Here is an 18,992-nt window from a genome sequence, read left to right on the forward strand (position 1 = left end):
ATTGAATAAAATGTCATAATTGCTAAAATGCATTTCGTTTTTTTATTACTGTTTTGCACTTATTTTGCATTGGTTTTGCAAGCCAGAAAATAAACCTTTGTTAAACAGCAATCTATCTATGGAAATTTTTAATGTTATATGTTTATTTAACAGATGTTCAGAAAAAGGTGCAATTTAAGGATTATCCTGGTGAGCATCCTGTTAAATTTATTTTGAATTTTAAAAAGATTTTTCCGAGTGTGATGGAGCTGCTGCTTCCGGTGCTTCCTAACGATGAGAATCTGGATGAAATGACGTGGGAATCGACCACAAAAGATTTTGAGTTATTTAAATTACTGTTAAGTGGCTGGGGCGTGATTGAATTACGTCTAAATGCGATTTCTCAATTTAAAAATAAGAATTATGCAGATCAATTGGTTAAAGCCGCGCAACAAAAGCGTAGAGAGTTTGCCAAAGCTCATAAGACCCTGAAAACAGTTGAATTGGATTATTTGTTTATGCACGAAATTCATGCATTAATTGATGCTGAACTGGTTGAAATTGGTGAAAAATTCTATTTACCAACTTTACGTGATATCTGGAAGCAAAAAGTATCACAAAGTATATTAAATGCTAAATTCTAAAATAGAAGTTAATAGTATAAAAATCCTCCAAATATTGGGGGGTTTTTTATAGCCTCGTCGTTTATAAAAGCTTTGACTGAATTGTAGGCAAGATTCTATATAAAAAATTAAAGATTTAATTATCAATAAAATGTACTAGATATTGGAATTATTATTGCATATGGTAAGGCAGTAACAAATTTGCATTTTCATTGTTATGAAATTTAATATTTCACATTTTCTTAACAGCGTAAGCAGATTGGTTCAAATCTTCCCGAGGAAATATCAAAGGATTTCAGTAAATGTCGAATCAGTTTTTAGATTTAATTAATAAACGCCGTACCATTTATGCAGTGGGTAAAAATGTAGAACAAAGTCCAGAATACTTAATTGAATTGATTCAACATGCAATTAAGCAAAGTCCATCATCTTTTAACTCGCAATCTTCACGTGCCGTAATTTTATTTAATGATGAGCATGAAAAGTTTTGGGGCTTTGTGAAAGAAAAACTCAAGTCTTATGCGAAAGATGAAGACGCTGCTGCAAAAACCGGAGCTAAAATGGATAGCTTTGCTGCCGGTGTAGGTACCGTTCTATTTTTTGAAGATATGGACGTGATTCAAGGCTTGCAAGAGCAGTTCCCATCTTATGCCGATAACTTCCCGGTTTGGGCAGAGCATTCTACAGCCATTGCACAATTCGCGACTTGGACTGCCTTACATACCGATGGTTTAGGTGCATCACTACAGCATTACAACCCAATTGTCGATGAGCAAGTACATGCTGAATGGAATATTCCTGCAAGCTGGAAACTCCGTGCACAGCTCGTGTTTGGTTCAGTCGAAGGTGAAGCCAAAGACAAAGCTTATATGGATGATGCAGTGCGCTTTAAAGTGTTTAAATAATTGTTGATTTTGCAAGAAAGAAAATAAAAAAGAGAGGTCAGATTGATCTCTCTTTTTTTGAATCCGCTTTTGTAAAAGGGGACTTTCTACCAGCGCTATTTTTAGATACCTGTTTTTAAGCAGAGATGTATCGGCGTTTGCTTGCCTTGCGGCCATGTAATAGATAGTAAACTACAATACAGACTAAAACACACATTGCGCTGTAGAAATACAGTTGTGAATAATCAATATAATCCAGTGTGTGACCAATGAAATAAGGACCAAAACCTAAACCTGCATCGAGAAAAATAAAGAAGGTTGAGGTCGCAAAACCCATCCGCTCAATACTGGCACTTTTTACCGCAACAGTTTGGCAAACAGATTGAATATTGCCATAACCAAAACCCAGTAAGCCTGCACAAACCAGAAGCATCAACGAACTTTGTACCTGGCTTAATAAAACCATGGCAATTGCCATAATAATAAAAGCAGGATACATGATGATATTTTCACCCTTACGATCCAGCAATGGACCGGTAAAGGGACGCGATATCAAGATTGCAATGGCATACATCAAGAAGAAAAAGGAGGCGGTTTCAACCAGATCAATTTCTTTGGCGTAAAAGTTGATAAAGGACAACACACCTGAATAGCAAACAGATGCCAATAACATAACAAAAGAAATCGGCAGTGCTTTGTGTTCAATAAATTGGGAAATCCAGCTGGGTTTCTCAGCGGGCACAGAAATATCAAGCAGGTTATTTTGTTGCACAAGATTAGGTACTTGAACCAGCAGAGCCACTATAAGACAACTCAATGCGATAATGCTTGAAACAATAAAAATGGAATCATAACCAATGTGCAGCATCATCCATATGGCGAGGAAAGGACCAATCGCTGTTCCCAAAGTACTGCTCATGCTGTAGTAACCAATGCCTTCACCGCGACGAGTTGGCGGCAATATTTGCGCAATAATGGTTCCTAAAACAGTAGAGGCCATGCCCATCATAAAACCATGCATAAATCGCACAAGTAAAAGCATACCTACATCGAACTTCATAAAATAGAAGCCAGAAAAGATCAGGAAGCCGGTTAAACCCACAGTCAGTGTGGTTTTACCTCCAAAGCGTTCTAGAAATTTGCCTACAAACAAACGGCCAATTAGCGTACCGACAATAAATAAACCCGAGACTAGGCCTGCTTGCGCCGTGGTTGCACCGAGTTCAGCTACCGCATAACCGACGATCACCACTACAAGCAGATAAAAGGTCAGTACCAGTTGAAAGTTAATAGCGCTAACAAGAATAAAATTTCTCGACCATAAGGGGGCATTTTCATTCATGGTTGTGTACCTGATTTAAGATCTTGCAGATGATCCATAAGCGTATGAAGGGTAGTCAGGGTAATTTTTTGCATATCTTGATCTAGTGAAAAGAGCAATTGCTGTTCAAAAACATCCATTTTTTCAGAGCAAATTTGAAAAAGTTGTATACCTTTTTGACTCAGGATCAGTTTCTTTTGCCGTTTGTCTTCAGTATCGACTTGTTCAAGTACTTCTAGTTGCATCAGTGCATGGATACGTTTTGCAATGGATGGCTTGGAAACATTCAGATACTCTGCAATGTCGATCGAGGTGCAGCCTTGTTTTAACTGAATTACATACAGCACTTGCCATAAGGAATAATTCAATTGATGGGGCAATAAAATGGTATTGATTTCATCACTCAGGAGACGCGCGCAGCGTAATAATGAAGCTCGGAATTTAAGTTGAGGTGACATTATAGTTAGCCAGGGTAACTAAATTAATTCAACTTTACGCCTCTTTATAAGATGATTCAAGTATTAATCAGGTTGAAAATAAATTTTCTAGACAAAAAAGACCAATGACTTAAATATATTCAGACCACCTTGAAAATACTTTTTTATAAACTAGAGAGGTAGATAGAAGTTGAATTGAAGGGCATGGAATTTAAATCCTGCCTTTAAATGCTTCTAAAATCGCCAGGTGAACATGGTTTGAGATTAAATTTTGCTTCTACGTAATGGGTTGCTGCTTGCTTTTGCAATAATACTTTTACAGCTTGCTGTATATTTACAGCCATTGCTGCCGGGAAAATATCATATTACTCCGGTCTGTCTGTCCATGACCCATCATTTAATTGCACCTTCATTTGATCAGGTCGATACTTCTAATCCAGTTCGTGAAATAAAATATCATTTAGAATTTTTAGGCCATTATTTTTCTTATCAGCATGACCCTATACATCATGCACAAAATCATCAATGTCAATATTGCAAAGTTTATTCCGACCTGGTTCTGCATCCTGATTTTGCTATTAAAACAGTGATAGAGCGGATACAGGTACGTTTTTTGGTATTTGTACAGCGCTTTAAATACGTTTATTTTGAGCTACAACGGCTGTTTTTAATACCGCAGGGTCGAGCTCCACCTTGATCTATATAAAAAATTGGATGCCATGTTTTAGACATGAAACTAATGAACCATTTTTATAGAGATTGCCATGAATATTTATTTTTTTCCTTCATATATGAGGAAAAAGACAGCCTGTGCCCAAATTTTAAGTCCTTTAAATAATGCTGAAATAATAAATCAACATACTTTGCTAAAGTTTCGAGAGTATTCTGAAACAGGTCAAAACAAAAAAATAACGCGATTGTGTATCTGCGTGTTCACTCACCATATCGACGAATTAAAAAAGGTGATGTTATGAATTTAGGATTAACCGCACTTGAACTGGCACGAATTCAATTTGCTTTCACCGTATCATTTCATATTATTTTTCCTGCAATTTCGATTGGTCTTGCAAGCTTCCTTGCTGTTTTAGAATGGCGCTGGCTCAGAACTCAAAACCCGGTATATCAAGACCTGTTTAAGTTTTGGGTTAAAATATTTGCGATTGCCTTTGGTATGGGGGTGGTTTCAGGCGTGGTCATGAGTTACCAGTTCGGAACCAACTGGAGCGAATTCTCGCGAATCTCGGGTAGTGTTACAGGACCACTTTTAGCCTATGAGGTGCTGAGTGCCTTCTTTCTGGAGGCCGGATTTTTGGGCATTATGCTGTTTGGCTGGGGGCGCGTTGGTCCTCGGGCACATTTCTTTGCAACTGTCATGGTGGCAGTCGGAACCTGTATTTCCATGTTCTGGATTCTATCTTCAAACAGCTGGATGCAGACCCCACAAGGTTTCAGCATTGAAAATGGCATTATCGTTCCACAAGACTGGCTGGCGATAGTTTTTAATCCCTCTTTTCCATACCGCCTGGCGCATATGGCAATGGCTGCATTCTTGGTCTCAGCCTTGCTGGTGGCCAGCACAGCAGCATGGCATTTAATCAAAGGTCGCCGTGATGCGTTGGTAAAAACGTCTTTTTCCATGGCCTTATGGATGCTGTTGGTTCTTACACCTTTGCAGGTTCTGATTGGAGATATGCATGGGATCAATACCTTAAAGTATCAACCGGCGAAAATCGCGGCGATAGAAGGGCACTGGGAAACCAATCATAATGAAGGCATGCCTTTGTATTTATTTGGTATTCCAGATATGCAGGCAGAAGAAACGAAATATGCAATAGGTATTCCAAATGTGGGAAGCCTGATTTTAACCCATTCCATGCAGGGCAAAGTTCAAGGCTTGAAAGAATTTGCACCTGAAGACCGACCAAACTCAACCATTGTGTTTTGGAGCTTCCGGATCATGGTCGGTCTAGGCGTGTTGATGCTGTTATTAGCACTAATAGGTTTGTGGCTTAGAAAAACTGGCAGGTTCTATGAAAGTCCATGGTTTCACCGTTTTGCACTGATTATGGGGCCCTCCGGCTTTATCGCAATGTTGGCGGGCTGGTTTACCACAGAAGTAGGACGTCAGCCTTGGGTAGTCTATGGGGTGATGCGAACTAAAGATGCCTTATCCCCGGTGTCGGCAGAACAAGTCGGATTAACCCTGATTATTTTTGTAGTGGTGTATTGCGTGGTCTTTGGTATTGGCATTTATTACATGTTGCGAATCATGCATAAAGGTCCGGAATTTGTTCATTCAGTACCACATAGCGAAGAAAAGGTTATTCAAGCTTCGCATCGTCCATTGGGTAGTACCGATGAAGAGCTGGATGGTCAGCCTCTCGACAACCACCAGGAGAATGACAAATGATTGATTTATCTTTTATCTGGATTGTAATTATTGCTGTTGGTGTACTGATTTATGTGGTACTGGATGGTTTTGATTTAGGCATCGGCATCTTATTTCCCTTCTTTAAAGGTCAACAAGAACGTGATGTGATGATGAATACTGTTGCTCCAGTATGGGATGGCAATGAAACCTGGATGGTGTTGGGAGGAGCCGGATTATTTGCTGCATTTCCCTTGGTTTATTCAACGGTACTTTCATCACTGTATTTGCCCATTATTCTGATGGTGGTGGCGCTTATTTTCCGTGGAGTAGCTTTCGAATTCCGTTTTAAATCCAGACGTAACCGACATTTTTGGGATATGGCCTTTATTGGGGGATCTATTTTAACCGGATTTTTCCAGGGCATTATTCTAGGGGCGTACATTCAAGGAATTAAAACTACAAATGGCGTATATACTGGTGGTGGTTTAGACTGGTTAACCCCATTTTCAGTCTTTACAGGTATAGGTGTGGTGGTGCTTTATGCCACCCTGGGCTGTGGCTGGCTCATCTTTAAAACAGATGCCGACTTGCAAAGTCGAATGTATCAAATCATGCCGAAAATGATTGTTGCCTTATTCATTATTTTTGGCTGCGTTAGTATTTATACGCCTTTAGCTCATCCGGAAATTGCCGAACGCTGGTTTAGTCAACCACAACTGACCTATTTTAGTCCTGTCCCGATTCTGGTTTTAGTGTTTACCTTTATGGCTTTACGTGCCTGTAAACAGCGCAAAGAACTTAGCCCGTTTATGTACACTCTAGCTTTGGTGATTTTGGCTTATACCGGCTTTCTCATCAGTTTATGGCCTTATATCATCCCGCCATCCGTTACCATCTGGGAGGCCGCCGCCCCACAGAGTAGCCAGTTATTTACCTTAATTGGTGCGTTACTGCTGATTCCCATTATTCTGATGTATACAGGATTATCCTATTGGGTATTCCGCGATAAAGTCCGGATTGGTGATAAAGGCTATCATTAAGGAGTGAATATGAAACTCTCACAAACCCAGTGGTTTATTGTGTTGTGGCTTGGTGGATTTTTCGCTTTAGCTCTAGTGGCGGGTGCATTCAGGCTCTTGATTCAATTGGCCTATATCTAATCAACAACTCAAGTTACTATAAAAGTGGTCTGCTAAAAACAGACCACTTTTCACATGTATAACAGACCGCTTTATCATGATTTAAGTTCTATATTATGTTTATTCATTTTATAGGACGTATTGTCCGAGGCGATCATGCTGCAAAGTCTAAGCTTCCAATTTATTTTATATTTTTTTGACTTGAATCAAATTGATTTGGAAAAAATCCTGCAAAGACTGGGAATTCGATCTCTTGACGAATTTGATGCCATTCTTCAGCAAAGTCTAGCCGTCCGGTCTATGCAGCAATCATCCCATAATTACATCCTTCAAAGCTCCACTTTAGAAAATAGCCTAAGCTATTTATTTACACCTTTTATTCATGCCATCCTGAATCAGAATACGATTTATATCGCCCCCAGACAGAATATTGTTGAACAGGTCTATACCCATTATTTTCGTCTTGATGCGTTAGAACTGAAAAATCAGCAATCCATTGCTGAAATGAATTTATGTCTGGATTTGGTGCCAACAGAATTTAATGCGGTTGAGTTTAAAATGTATGCTTTAGCCAAAGCCTTGCTTGATCCTGCTTGTCAGCATATAACCATAATCGGGCAGAGGGGAATTGATTCTGCCGCCAAACAACAGTTAGAAAGTCTATTTCAAGTCCAGCTTGATGAGATATTACTGGAGCAAAAACAGTTTAATTTGACAGAAATTGATTTTAAAACACTATTCTGGAAAAGAAAGACTCCCGAATTAGCACGAGTTTGTCAAAACATCACAAATGAAAATGCACCTTTAGTCAGTCGTCAGTTTCATATGAAATTAAATGATGCAGCGCATTTGATTGATGATTTGATGTACAGCGAACATCTTTTTGAAAAATTATCTGTTTTTGGTGAATTTACCGAAACCATCTTTAAAAACAATCTTGAATCAAAATTGAGATATGCTAATGAATGAGCTAAATAACCCTTATCATATTTGGTGCTGTGAATCATTCTGCTGTTAGGCTGCATATTCCTTAGTTTTTTCTTCTTGGCAAAAAGCAATGAACCACAGTATATGCTTTCACATCAGAAGAGGCTGCCTGAAGCAACAAAGGTACACGCTCAAAAAGATAATTCACTCTTAATATTAAGTTTTTTGAAGACACTCCCTTGTTTCGATAAGGCGGTTTTAATTGTTGTCTAAATAAGCAGGATACGTGCAGGTTATGAAATGAAAAAAAATGAATTTATCCAGTTATTAAATCAAAATCTTGCACAGAATAATGAGAATAAATTAAGAACTAAAATATATTTAGCCATTAAAGAAACCTTGCCACAATTACATTTGCAGTCTGATTTTAAATGCCCATCCACACGATTTTTATCCGAATACTTAGGGGTATCACGTGATACCATTGAAAAAGTGTATGCCCAATTAGAACAAGAAAGAATATTTGAACGAATCAAAGGGAAAGGCACTTTTATTAAAGCACAATTAAAAGTAGAACAGCTACCATCTGAAACGGTTGAATATCGACTTCCGGAAAATACCGAACAATTAGAGAATTTATTTTTTGATCAAAACCTGAATTTTTTTGCTGACGGTATGCCTGAAATACGTAATTTCCCATTTAAAAAATGGTACGAAACAGAAAAAAATGCGCTAAATCAGTATGGTTTAAATATCTTCTTAAAAGATAATACTGCAGGTGATGATTTATTATGTCAGCAAATTGCCCAACATATTAATTTGAATCGTAATGCTCAAATATCTGCAGAACAAGTGCTTATTGTGAATAGTACCCAGCAAGCCTTATATCTGTGTGGACGGGTACTATTCAATTCGAATGATAAAATTATTATGGAGAATCCATATTATTCCAATGCCTATCAACTTTTTAAGCATATGAATCTGGATTTAAAATGTATTGGCTTAGATCATGAAGGATTAAAAATACAGGATTGTGCCAATATTTACGATGCAAAAGCAATTTATGTAACACCAGCTAGTCAGTATCCGAGTGGTATTCAAATGAGTAGAGCACGAAAAAAGCAAATTCTTGAATACGCAGAAAAAAATAATTGTTATATTCTTGAAGATGATTATGATGCACTGTTATTAAATAAAATAGGAAATACTGCCATTTTAGGTTTAGATCCTTATCAACGGACGATTTATCTTGGCTCTTTCAGTAAATATATTTTACCAAGTTTACGACTCTCTTATATGATTTTGCCCAAAGCTCTAATTGAGCCTTTTAAGCGTTATCGTAATTATATTGATGGCAGTGCGCCGTCCCAATATTTTCAGGTTTTGCTTGGAAATTTTATGCAACGCGGCCATTACGCTGAATATTTAAGACAGATGCAACAGCTCTATTTAAAGCGTTATCAAACGTTTATGAGTTGTTTTGAGTTCTATTTATCTGAATTCTGTTTTGTGAAACAGCATCATCCGAGTATGCAGGTTGCATGTTATTTTAAAGCAGAGATTGCAAATGCACTGGAGCAAGCTTTGGTCAATGGTGCAGAACTACATAATATTGCCATTACCCGTCTAAGCCAGTTTTATGAATATGATAATGAATATGGTTTTGTACTGGGGTTTAGTTCACTTAACGACACTGAAATTAAATTATGCATGAAAAAATTACGCCAACTCATACAAAATGAATTAGCGCGTTTGATATAAAAATTTATTTTAATTTTGATATGTATTTAAAACTTAGATACATCTATCTTAATATTCGAATTTATAAAAATATTATTTGCCCTGTTTACGATAAACACTCGGGCGTACAGGGCGGGAACTTTTCCATAAACCTTTTTTCTGTTTTTTGGCCTTATTTTGCAAGTCCAGCATATAGTGCAAATGGTTTTTATCCTTGATATATTCTTCATATACCCATGCAGCACCGCGTTTAACAATCTCTTCATTAATATTCTTGCGATAGCGATATACCACACCGACACAGCGTCCATAACGGTCGATATCGGTAATTTTTACCCGAACCATTTTATTTTTTACCATGCTTTGGACCAAGCGCTGGGATTCCTTGCCATAGCTTTGGCTAGATTCAGGTGCATCCACATAAGCAAAGCGTAATTTGGTTTCAGAACGTCTTATATTAAAACGGTAGCAGGTAAGAGTATCGCCATCACTTACTGCACTCACACGGCACCAGTATTTTTTACCTTTCTTAAACGGCTGAAATAAATTCTTTAAATAAATGGTGATTTTATGCAGCACATAATAGGAAAAACATAAGGCTAATAGCCCCAGCACAATTTGCGAGGTAGGGGAGAGATGCAACAAAGTTATAATCCAAATCCTTAAAAATTAGCTATATAGACACAGCTAGGAGATGGATCATTGTAGGTGAAAGCCAGAGTTTGTAGGGCTTAAAAGCTAAACAGTTAGTGTTTCATTTTGTACTATTAAAAATAGCCTAAGCATTTCCTCTAAATGCTGAAAGACTATAGATGCGTGGATAAATAGCCTAAGTTAAATAAATCATTCTTGCTAAAATAGCCTAAGCAAAAATTTTAGAAATTTCACTTCGTAAAAATTTATGCCGTGAATTTAATTCACGTTCCTTATGCCAATACATCCCCATAACAAGATTAGGTAATTCAACTGGAACATCAAAAACATTTAAACCATCTGCCAATTGTAAATGAACCAATATATGTTTAGGAATGGTAAGAATTGCTTGAGATTGTTGACTTAAAATCTGTAGGGCAGTTGAATAATGTTGACAACGTAAAAAAATATGACGGGAAAGTTGTTTTCGATTCAAATAAATATCTTCAACCAAAACCCCAGTACGTCGTGATGAAACGCCAATATGTGGTGAGGCCAGATAAATATCTTCGGTCATACTTTGCTGTTGAGTACATACCACAAATTGGTCTTGCACCAGTTTTTCAAACTGAGTTTTTTCTCCAAAGTTTTTTTCTAAATCAATCACAAAATCTATTTGCTGAGTAGCAAGATCGGTAACCACATTTTTACGGTCTAGCTTAATACTGGAAAACTGAATGGCTAAATCAAGTTGATGAAAATGCTTCACCAGTTTAGGGAAGATAATCGGTTCAATTTCATCATGCACTGCAATTTTTAAAGTTTGCACCATGCTTGAATCAAAATTTTGTTTTTGTAGTGAAATACCTTGAATTGCAATCAAAGCATTTTTAATCACAGGATAAATTTGTTCCGCAAAGGGAGTAGGTAACATTTTACTGCCCGCACGGACAAATAAATCATCCTGCAAATGTTGTCTTAAGCGTTGTAAAGCATGACTGGCCGCAGATTGGCTGATACATAAAATTTGTGCAGCTTTGGAAATACTTTTTTGCTCATAAATCGCAATAAAAAGTGGATATAAATTAATATCGATACGGTGGAAAATTGCCATATCAACAGTACTACCAATCGTACTTTTATTATGAATATTGTTCATAGTGTTCTATTGAATTAAATCATTTTGTTCATAATATTTTTCAAGCTAAGGTGTTGTAAAGAGCAGTGATGAAAATATTTAGAGGGAAGTTGCCATGTTTGAATTATCAGCACGTGCAAAAGATTTTATAGAACGCACCAAAATTTTTATTAAAAATGAAATTGAACCTGTTGAAACAGAGTTTTGGAATGATGTTCATACGCTAAATCAGGGGGGTAACTGGACAACATGGCAATGGCCCGCGCAAATCGAAGTCCTAAAAAGTAAAGCCAAAGCAGCGGGGCTTTGGAACATGTTTCTGCCTGATCCTGTATTAGGACAAGGTTTATCTGTACAGGAGTATGCCCATATTGCTGAACTGACAGGACGCAGTTTAATTGCACCCACGGTATTTAACTGTAATGCACCTGACAGTGGCAACATGGAAGTGTTATGGCGTTATGGTAGTGAACTGCAAAAACAGCAATGGTTAATGCCATTACTTGAAGGAAAAATCCGTTCTGTATTTTGTATGACGGAACCAGAGGTAGCTTCAAGTGATGCAACTAATATGCAAGCTACCGCAGTGATAGAAGGTGATGAAATTATTTTAAATGGTCGTAAATGGTGGTCGTCAGGTTTAGGCGATCCCAATGCAAAAATCATCATTTTTATGGCACACACGCCAGATGAAAGCAAAGACCGACATCATCAACACTCTATGGTTTTAGTGCCTATTGATAATCCGGGTGTGAAAATTGAACGCATGTTACCGGTGTTTGGTGATTATGATGCACCACATGGTCACGGCGAGATCAGCTTCAATAATGTCCGTGTACCAGTTGCCAACTTTATTGGTGGTGCTGGGCAAGGTTTTGAAATTGCACAAGGTCGTTTAGGCCCTGGCCGAATTCATCATTGCATGCGTTGTATTGGGGCTGCGGAAAAATCATTAGAATTAATGATTGATCGTGGCATGACTCGAACTGCTTTTGGTAAAGAAATTTTAAAACTGGGCGGTAATCTGGAACGCGTTGCTGAAGCGCGGGTCGCCATTGATCAAGCCCGACTTTTAACCTTGTATGCTGCTTATAAAATGGATACTTTAGGCAATATGGCTGCTTTGAGTGAAATTTCTGCGATTAAAGTGGTTGCGCCCAGTGTGCTGGAAAAAGTGGTGGACATGGCGATCCAGATGCATGGCGGTGCGGGTGTTTCCCGTGATACACCACTGACAAGTTTCTTTGTCCAAGCACGTAGTCTACGTTTGGCTGATGGTCCTGATGAAGTGCATAAAGGAATGATTGCAAAACTTGAACTGGCCAAACATGGTTATGGTTCACATCGTAAATAAGATTTAAAAATCTAGCGTGTAGATGAGACTTCTTACAACTTCATGCAAATTTTCCTATCAATGGAAAATGAAAAAGGTGTAAATAAGGAGAGTAAGAAGTCTTTTGAAATTGATGATTTAGGGAAATAATCATGTCGGTGATTGATGTCGGTGGAAATGTCCGGGAAGGTGAAGAACTGGACGTGACTGCTGTAGAAAATTGGCTTAAACAACAAGGCATTGAGCTACATGGTCAGGCAGATGTCACTCAATATTCGGGGGGTGCATCGAATTGGACTTACCGTTTGAAATATAACAATGCCGATTTAATCTTGCGTCGTCCCCCAAAAGGCACAAAAGCCAAATCTGCCCATGACATGGCACGTGAATATCATGTTCAACATCATCTTTCACCTTTTTATTCTGTACTGCCGGAAATGGTTGCGCTGTGTCAGGATGAATCGGTGATTGGTTGTGACTTTTATGTGATGAAACGTATTAAAGGCATTATCCCACGGGCAAAATTACCGCCTGAATTACAGTTTGGTGAAGCTGAAGTAAATAAACTTTGTGTCAATGTGATTGATAAATTGATTGAATTGCATCAGGTGCCCTATCAAGGTACTGAACTTGAAAAACTGGGTAAGGGCGACGGTTATTGTCGACGTCAGGTTGAAGGCTGGGACGCACGTTTTGAGAAAGCGCATACCCTCAACGTTCCTTCATTCAAATTTGTGCGTAAATGGTTATTAGAAAATATTCCTGACGATACCAATACCTGTATTATTCATAATGACTGGCGTTTTGATAATGTGATTCTAGATCCGAACGATCCCACTGAAGTAATTGGCGTGTTGGATTGGGAAATGGCAACTCTAGGTGATCCATTGATGGATTTGGGTTCGGCTTTGGCTTATTGGGTCGAAGAGACTGACAATATGATTTTTAAATCGACACGTCGTCAGCCCACTCATTTAAAAGGGATGTTTACCCGTAAACAAGTAGTCGATTACTATTTAAAAAAAATGGATATGCAAACCGAAAACTGGACCTTTTATGAAGTTTTTGGCATCTTCCGTTTAGCAGTTATCGCGCAACAAATTTATTATCGTTATTATCATCAACAAACCAATAATCCCGCATTTAAGGATTTTTGGATCGTGATCCATGCCTTACATATTCGTGCATTAAAATTGATTGGTAAGCAAAAGTTTGAAGCCAATGATATTGCGCAAAAATATAAAGCAAAACTTCAGGAAATTTTAGGAAAAGTAAAATGACCACGATTTATCTGATTCGTCATGGACAGGCATCCTTTGGTGCGGAAAGCTATGACAAACTTTCACCGAATGGCGAATTACAGGCAAAATTATTGGGTCAGTATTTTAATCAGATTCTGAAAGAAGAACCTTATGTCGTTGCCGGTTCGATGCAGCGCCATCAACAAACCGCCAATCTTGCTTTGGCTGAATGTTTTCCTGATACCCACATCATCACTAACAATGCTTGGAATGAGTTTAATCATCAACAGGTTTTTGCCCAGTATGAACCGCGTTTTAATGAACCACATTTGTTAAAACAGGATGTCGAAAATGAAGCCAATCCACGTGCGTATTTAGCCAAAATTTTCGAAGGTGCCATTGAACGCTGGACTGGGGGAGATTATCACCATGAATATGACGAATCTTGGCCAAATTTTAAAAGCCGTGTAGAAACAGCACTGCAAAATTTAAGTGATGAACTGGCAAAAACCAAGCCTCGTTATGCGGTGGTGTTTACATCCGGTGGTGTGATTTCAGTGGCTGCAGGAAAATTACTCGAACTTAATGCAAATCGTACTTTTGCATTGAATTGGGCGATTGCCAACACCAGTATGACGACATTACGTTTGGTTGGAAACGAGCCGCAATTACTGAGTTTAAATGAACATCATTTTATTAAAGCAGCAGATTCTCAATTACTGACATGGATTTAAGATTAAAAAAAATAGGAAAAGGAATAGATCATGACAAAAACAATATTAATTACCGGATCAAGTTCGGGGATTGGGGCCGGTATGGCACGTGAATTTGCACAAAAGGGTTATAACCTTGCGATTTGCGCACGTCGTTTGGAACGTCTTGAAACTTTAAAACAAGAACTTGAAAGTAAATATGGTATCAAAGTGATTGCAAAAACTTTGGACGTTACTAATTACGATCAAGTCTTTGAAGTATTTAAAGCTTTCAAAGCAGACTTTGGCACAATTGACCGCGTGATCGTAAACGCGGGCGTAGGGGAAGGTCGTCGTATTGGTAAGGGGAATTTTGAGGTTAACCGTGCCACAGTAGAAACCAACTTTATTTCTGCTTTAGCGCAATGTGAGGCGGCTGTTGAAATTTTCCGTGCGCAAAACTCAGGTCATCTGGTGATGATTTCCTCCATGAGTGCGATGCGTGGTATGCCTAAACATTTAACGGCGTACGGTGCAAGCAAGGCAGGGGTTGCACATTTGGCTGAAGGTATACGCGCTGAACTCATGAATACACCCATTAAAGTCAGCACCATATTCCCGGGTTATATTCGTACCGAACTGAATGAAGGCGCGAAGAAATTACCTTTTGAGGTAGATGAGAAAACCGGTTCCCATTTACTTGCTCAAGCCATTGAAAAAGTACCGGTCAAAGCTTATGTCCCACAATGGCCATGGTTGCCACTGGGTTTGGCCATGAAAGTATTGCCTTTAAAGTGGATAAATAAGTTGGGTTGAGGATCTAATGAATTGAAGGCGCTGAATGCGCCTTTTATTTTTTAATAAACTTTAAAAGCTTATGCTGATAAAAATAATATATTTATAAGACAGTGATTTATATTTAGCAGATACTGAAACCCTATAAAAGAGCAGTTATAAGATCGCAATAAGTGACAAAATTATCTATTATTTTTAGAAATCAGAATTCCTAACATCATAATAAAGGTACTCACTCCACCTACAACAAAACTCATGAGTCCCATTTCAGCAGTCAATACCTGGTTCAAAAGGTTATTATTGTTCCATGATATATAGATACCTTGTTTCCACAAAAAGCTAATCGTGCATAAAACTAGAAAGCTGATCAGGGTAGAAATTATGAGCGTAACTATAAGGTTTTTCCAAATTTTGCAGCCAACGATTAATGTGATAACGGTAAGACCAACTATTGCAATGATTGCAATTAAAAAGACACTATTCCAATAGTCCATATTGATTACTCTTGACCAAGTCAATAATAAAAGTATAAGAGTTTCGTATTTAAATTATTAGAATCACTTTAATATGAATCCCGTGTGAAACGTAGACAATTTATTCCAAAAATGGAGTCCTTTAGCTTTTTTATGAATTAATTTTTATTAATTTACTGAAAAGCTAATTTTTTATTCTAAATAGATAGCGCTGAATTTTACAAAGAATTAAAAGAATATATTTACTGAATAGAAGTCTCTTCTCAGATATCAAAAGACCCTAAATTCCAATCATTAAAATGATCATACTCTATACGTTTAGCATTTTGTAATCCCCAATACGCTCCACCTAAAGTGGAACCAAGTAATACCGTTTTGAGCGTCACGCTGATTCACAACTTCAGCCTCTATCTAGAGGATAAGTTTTTGATTAAAGAATTTTTAAAATTCAGGATGAGGAAAATGAAAATAGACAAAAGAGATGACCCTTTTCCATATTTAACTTAGATAGATAAAGATTTAGAGGTATTTTGCAATTGAGCATATTACTGACCATCAAAGAGAATTGCTGTGATGTAATATAGTGATACCGCAAAATAGAATAATATTTCATATTTTAAGACCATGATATTGTTTTAATTTTTGCGTCCTACATCCATTGAGTCAATGATTTTAACAAGCTAAAATTGTATATTGCTCAGAATATTTCCGTGACTTGTATCCGTTATGTTTTTAAAAATTTCGACTATTGTCCTCATTCCATCACTGATTATTCAAGGCAATGCAGTCAAAAAAAATACCTTGCGCTTACCAGAACCGGATGGCAATCGTCATGGGATTATCGGGACAGGAAAGCCCTTGTCTATTTTAATTTTAGGTGATTCTGCGGCGGCAGGTGTCGGGGTGGAAACTCAGGAGGATGCTTTACTGGGTGTAGTGTTGAATCAATTAAAAAATCAATACGAAATCAGTTATAGGCTTGAAGCAAAAACAGGGCATACCACTGGAGAAGTAATCAAAACTGTCAAAAATATGTCGCCTCGACATTTTGATGTCGTCATTACTTCTGTAGGAGTAAATGACATTACCAAACTGACGCCACCTAAAAACTGGATGAAAAAACAGCAACAACTTTATGCAGAAATTAATCAGAAATTCATGCCCGAGTTGATTATTGCCTCTAGCGTACCGCCAATGAATAGATTCTCAGCTTTACCCAATCCCTTGGCATGGTTATTTGGGCAATATGCCAAAGGCATGAATAAAACTCTTGGAAGGTTTGTGCAGCAGCAGGTCAATATGCAATTGATCGAGTATGATTTGGAACGATTTAAAATGCTTAATTTAGAAATGGCAGAGAATGGTTTTCATCCTGGTAAGGAAATCTATACATTTTGAGGACAACAAATGGCAGATAAAATCCGTCAAATGTTTTAAATTAAGTTAAAGATTGATAAATGGGCTGTTATGAGCACTGAACTGCAAATTGAAACTCATCCACTTAAACCATTTCTACCAGAAAATGCCAAGTTGCTCATGATGGGCAGCTTTCCACCACCCAAAAGTCGTTGGAAAATGGAGTTTTATTATCCAAACTATCAAAATGATATGTGGAAAATTTTTGGTTTGGTTTTCTTTCAAAATAAAGAATACTTTTTAGATATCAAGAATAAAAATTTTAAAGAACAACAAATCCGAGATTTTCTGACTGAAAAAGGCATTGCAATTTTTGACACGGCATATCAAATTGTTCGCTTAAAAGGCAATGCCTCGGATAAATTCCTGCAAATAGCCAAACCGACTGATTTAGCCAAACTGCTACAACAGATTCCGGCGTGTCACAGCATTATGACCACGGGCGATAAAGCGACAGACACCCTCATGCTTTCTATGCCAGAGCATACTGAAAAACCGCAAATTGGACAGTCTTCTCAAGCTAATTTCGCAAATCGTGAATTAACTTTATATCGCATGCCTTCATCTTCAAGAGCTTATCCTTTAGCAGTTGAAAAGAAAGCCGAAGCATATGCCCAGTTATTTAAAGAAACAGGCTTACTATAAGTAAGTTATTTGATTAAAAGGCATTATTTTGGGATATTTTACCCCTCTAAAAGAATGAACGGTAAAATCCCGGACCTGGGTAAAATCAGACCAAATTAATTGACTACCTTTGCTCCATTTCAGACTTTGAATACGTTTTGCAATTTGAGTTAACTCTTCATTCATGGCAGGGCGTAGTTCACCAATTTCGACATAAAGTCGTACACCCGCATAATCACTAAATTCACCTTTCAATAAAGATTTTAACCAAAATAACCGGCTGCTATTAATCGCTTGAATACAGTCTTTATTATTCTACGGCAAATTTTCTTTGAAAGACTCAGCATAACTATCAAAGAAAAAACCGGTTTGGCTTTCTCTAAGAAATAAAGTACCAATCGGTGTGATGGTCGGCTGCAACTGTGCATCTACTGTGCAATAGAGCAGTGCATGCCAGCTTTTTGAGCGTCATTCACTATTTTACGAATATACTGCCATTGTTGTAGATTCATTTTGATTTTCCTTTTTATTATTTTTAATAAGATAAAGTAAATTTAAATACAGTTTTAGCTATCTGACTGGTCATTCATACCAAAATCGAGCTTCAAAAATTAAATGAAACTGTTTAAATCCGTTTGAATAGATTTCAACACTTATCCATCATATTCAACATAGTCCCATAGATTTAAACGGGATTTAATTTCACGGCGGATATTCGGTAGCAGGGGTAGTAAGGCGCCATTAATCCATAAACTTAAAGCTTGTGCAGAAATTTTATTTCGATCACGATCTACAATTTGAGCGCCTTTAACCAAGAGCAAGGTTTCTTCATTGGCTTCAGTTTCAATACCTTTAAATAAAACCTGCAATTCTGCACCGGTATCCTGAATTAACCATTCCAGTTCCAGTTGAATATTTTCACTGGATTTCAAAACAGTCTGACCTTCAACAATTTCAGAATCTGATAGGCAATCATATTCCACACGAACTTGAGCTAAAAACCATTCTTGTTGTCCAAGTTCATTCAATGTTTTGTTGGGCGCTAAAATATCAATCAAATTAAATTGACGACTTAAATCAAAAAATTGCATTACAGATGATCACGATAGGGAGAATGTGAGTTAGAAACTCGAAAGAAGGCAATGTTAAATCAAATCAGGAAATGAGTAAAACCATTGTACTGATTGATCTAAAATATGTATAAATGAGATGCGATCTTGTATAAG

Annotated in this window: 20 protein-coding genes and 1 pseudogene; 14 read left to right on the plus strand and 7 right to left on the minus strand. The window is 37.5% G+C overall.

Annotation, left to right across the window (positions count from 1 at the left end):
• Nucleotides 1-131 precede the first annotated feature (131 nt).
• Entirely contained in the window at nt 132-623 is a 492-nt protein-coding gene (locus tag AC3CAU_RS00385) for a hypothetical protein (RefSeq protein WP_447053012.1), read from the plus strand.
• Between the two features lie 281 nt (nt 624-904).
• Nucleotides 905-1,507 carry a nitroreductase family protein gene (locus tag AC3CAU_RS00390; protein ID WP_447053013.1) on the plus strand — a complete coding sequence of 201 codons (603 nt, stop codon included), beginning with the start codon at nt 905-907 and terminating at the stop codon, nt 1,505-1,507.
• Nucleotides 1,508-1,622: 115 nt separating this feature from the next.
• Here the strand turns inward: AC3CAU_RS00390 and AC3CAU_RS00395 are convergent, their stop codons facing one another.
• Nucleotides 1,623-2,828 (minus strand): MFS transporter, encoded by a 1,206-nt coding sequence (locus tag AC3CAU_RS00395; RefSeq protein ID WP_447053014.1) that lies wholly within the window; start codon nt 2,826-2,828, stop codon nt 1,623-1,625.
• The gene (locus tag AC3CAU_RS00400) at nt 2,825-3,265 is read right to left on the minus strand and encodes a MarR family winged helix-turn-helix transcriptional regulator (protein ID WP_424621800.1); all 441 of its coding nucleotides are present in this window, start codon (nt 3,263-3,265) and stop codon (nt 2,825-2,827) included. The genes AC3CAU_RS00395 and AC3CAU_RS00400 overlap by 4 nt, the downstream gene beginning before the upstream one ends.
• 250 nt (nt 3,266-3,515) lie before the next feature.
• Here AC3CAU_RS00400 and AC3CAU_RS00405 point away from each other — a divergent pair, with 250 nt between their 5' ends.
• The 6 genes from AC3CAU_RS00405 (at nt 3,516) to AC3CAU_RS00430 (ending at nt 9,442) form a co-directional block, all read left to right on the plus strand.
• On the plus strand, nt 3,516-3,941 hold the full coding sequence (locus tag AC3CAU_RS00405; protein WP_447053015.1) for a DUF2946 domain-containing protein: 426 nt from the start codon (nt 3,516-3,518) through the stop codon (nt 3,939-3,941).
• A 273-nt stretch (nt 3,942-4,214) separates the two neighbouring features.
• On the plus strand, nt 4,215-5,654 hold the full coding sequence (locus AC3CAU_RS00410) for a cytochrome ubiquinol oxidase subunit I (protein WP_131217500.1): 1,440 nt from the start codon (nt 4,215-4,217) through the stop codon (nt 5,652-5,654).
• On the plus strand, nt 5,651-6,655 hold the full coding sequence (cydB, locus tag AC3CAU_RS00415; RefSeq protein WP_424621794.1) for a cytochrome d ubiquinol oxidase subunit II: 1,005 nt from the start codon (nt 5,651-5,653) through the stop codon (nt 6,653-6,655). Before AC3CAU_RS00410 ends, cydB begins: the two co-directional genes overlap by 4 nt.
• A gap of 9 nt (nt 6,656-6,664) precedes the next feature.
• Nucleotides 6,665-6,775: a DUF2474 domain-containing protein gene (locus tag AC3CAU_RS00420; RefSeq protein ID WP_086193303.1), complete on the plus strand. Its 111-nt coding sequence runs from the start codon at nt 6,665-6,667 to the stop codon at nt 6,773-6,775.
• A 135-nt stretch (nt 6,776-6,910) separates the two neighbouring features.
• Entirely contained in the window at nt 6,911-7,723 is an 813-nt protein-coding gene (locus AC3CAU_RS00425; protein ID WP_447053016.1) for a hypothetical protein, read from the plus strand.
• A 258-nt stretch (nt 7,724-7,981) separates the two neighbouring features.
• Entirely contained in the window at nt 7,982-9,442 is a 1,461-nt protein-coding gene (locus tag AC3CAU_RS00430) for an aminotransferase-like domain-containing protein (protein WP_447053017.1), read from the plus strand.
• A 72-nt stretch (nt 9,443-9,514) separates the two neighbouring features.
• Here AC3CAU_RS00430 and AC3CAU_RS00435 read toward each other — a convergent pair whose 3' ends face one another.
• Nucleotides 9,515-10,066 carry a thermonuclease family protein gene (locus AC3CAU_RS00435; RefSeq protein WP_447053018.1) on the minus strand — a complete coding sequence of 184 codons (552 nt, stop codon included), beginning with the start codon at nt 10,064-10,066 and terminating at the stop codon, nt 9,515-9,517.
• A 217-nt stretch (nt 10,067-10,283) separates the two neighbouring features.
• A complete protein-coding gene (locus AC3CAU_RS00440) occupies nt 10,284-11,213 on the minus strand; it encodes a LysR family transcriptional regulator (RefSeq protein ID WP_447053019.1) in 930 nt (309 codons plus the stop codon).
• 94 nt (nt 11,214-11,307) lie between these two features.
• On the opposite strand from AC3CAU_RS00440, the gene AC3CAU_RS00445 reads away from it, so the two are divergent.
• The 4 genes from AC3CAU_RS00445 to AC3CAU_RS00460 all read left to right on the plus strand — a co-directional run bounded on the left by AC3CAU_RS00445 (nt 11,308) and on the right by AC3CAU_RS00460 (nt 15,274).
• Nucleotides 11,308-12,546, plus strand: coding sequence for an acyl-CoA dehydrogenase family protein (locus AC3CAU_RS00445; protein ID WP_447053020.1), 1,239 nt, complete (start codon nt 11,308-11,310; stop codon nt 12,544-12,546).
• 131 nt (nt 12,547-12,677) lie between these two features.
• On the plus strand, nt 12,678-13,805 hold the full coding sequence (locus AC3CAU_RS00450) for a phosphotransferase family protein (protein ID WP_447053021.1): 1,128 nt from the start codon (nt 12,678-12,680) through the stop codon (nt 13,803-13,805).
• Nucleotides 13,802-14,500 carry a histidine phosphatase family protein gene (locus tag AC3CAU_RS00455; protein ID WP_447053022.1) on the plus strand — a complete coding sequence of 233 codons (699 nt, stop codon included), beginning with the start codon at nt 13,802-13,804 and terminating at the stop codon, nt 14,498-14,500. The genes AC3CAU_RS00450 and AC3CAU_RS00455 overlap by 4 nt, the downstream gene beginning before the upstream one ends.
• A 30-nt stretch (nt 14,501-14,530) precedes the next feature.
• Entirely contained in the window at nt 14,531-15,274 is a 744-nt protein-coding gene (locus tag AC3CAU_RS00460; protein WP_447053023.1) for an SDR family oxidoreductase, read from the plus strand.
• Between the two features lie 161 nt (nt 15,275-15,435).
• Here the strand turns inward: AC3CAU_RS00460 and AC3CAU_RS00465 are convergent, their stop codons facing one another.
• A complete protein-coding gene (locus tag AC3CAU_RS00465) occupies nt 15,436-15,747 on the minus strand; it encodes a hypothetical protein (RefSeq protein ID WP_131217480.1) in 312 nt (103 codons plus the stop codon).
• A gap of 705 nt (nt 15,748-16,452) precedes the next feature.
• Here AC3CAU_RS00465 and AC3CAU_RS00470 point away from each other — a divergent pair.
• The gene (locus tag AC3CAU_RS00470) at nt 16,453-17,124 is read left to right on the plus strand and encodes an SGNH/GDSL hydrolase family protein (RefSeq protein WP_447053024.1); all 672 of its coding nucleotides are present in this window, start codon (nt 16,453-16,455) and stop codon (nt 17,122-17,124) included.
• A gap of 69 nt (nt 17,125-17,193) precedes the next feature.
• Complete coding sequence (locus AC3CAU_RS00475) at nt 17,194-17,787, plus strand: uracil-DNA glycosylase family protein (protein WP_447053025.1); 594 nt, start codon at nt 17,194-17,196, stop codon at nt 17,785-17,787.
• Here the strand turns inward: AC3CAU_RS00475 and AC3CAU_RS00480 are convergent.
• Both AC3CAU_RS00480 and AC3CAU_RS00485 read right to left on the minus strand, forming a co-directional pair.
• Nucleotides 17,782-18,278: pseudogene (locus AC3CAU_RS00480) on the minus strand (pyridoxamine 5'-phosphate oxidase family protein). The gene AC3CAU_RS00475 and the pseudogene AC3CAU_RS00480 overlap by 6 nt on opposite strands.
• Nucleotides 18,279-18,419: 141 nt before the next feature.
• Nucleotides 18,420-18,857 (minus strand): hypothetical protein, encoded by a 438-nt coding sequence (locus AC3CAU_RS00485; protein WP_447053026.1) that lies wholly within the window; start codon nt 18,855-18,857, stop codon nt 18,420-18,422.
• Nucleotides 18,858-18,992 lie beyond the last annotated feature (135 nt).

Source organism: Acinetobacter sp. GG23 (assembly GCF_057766365.1).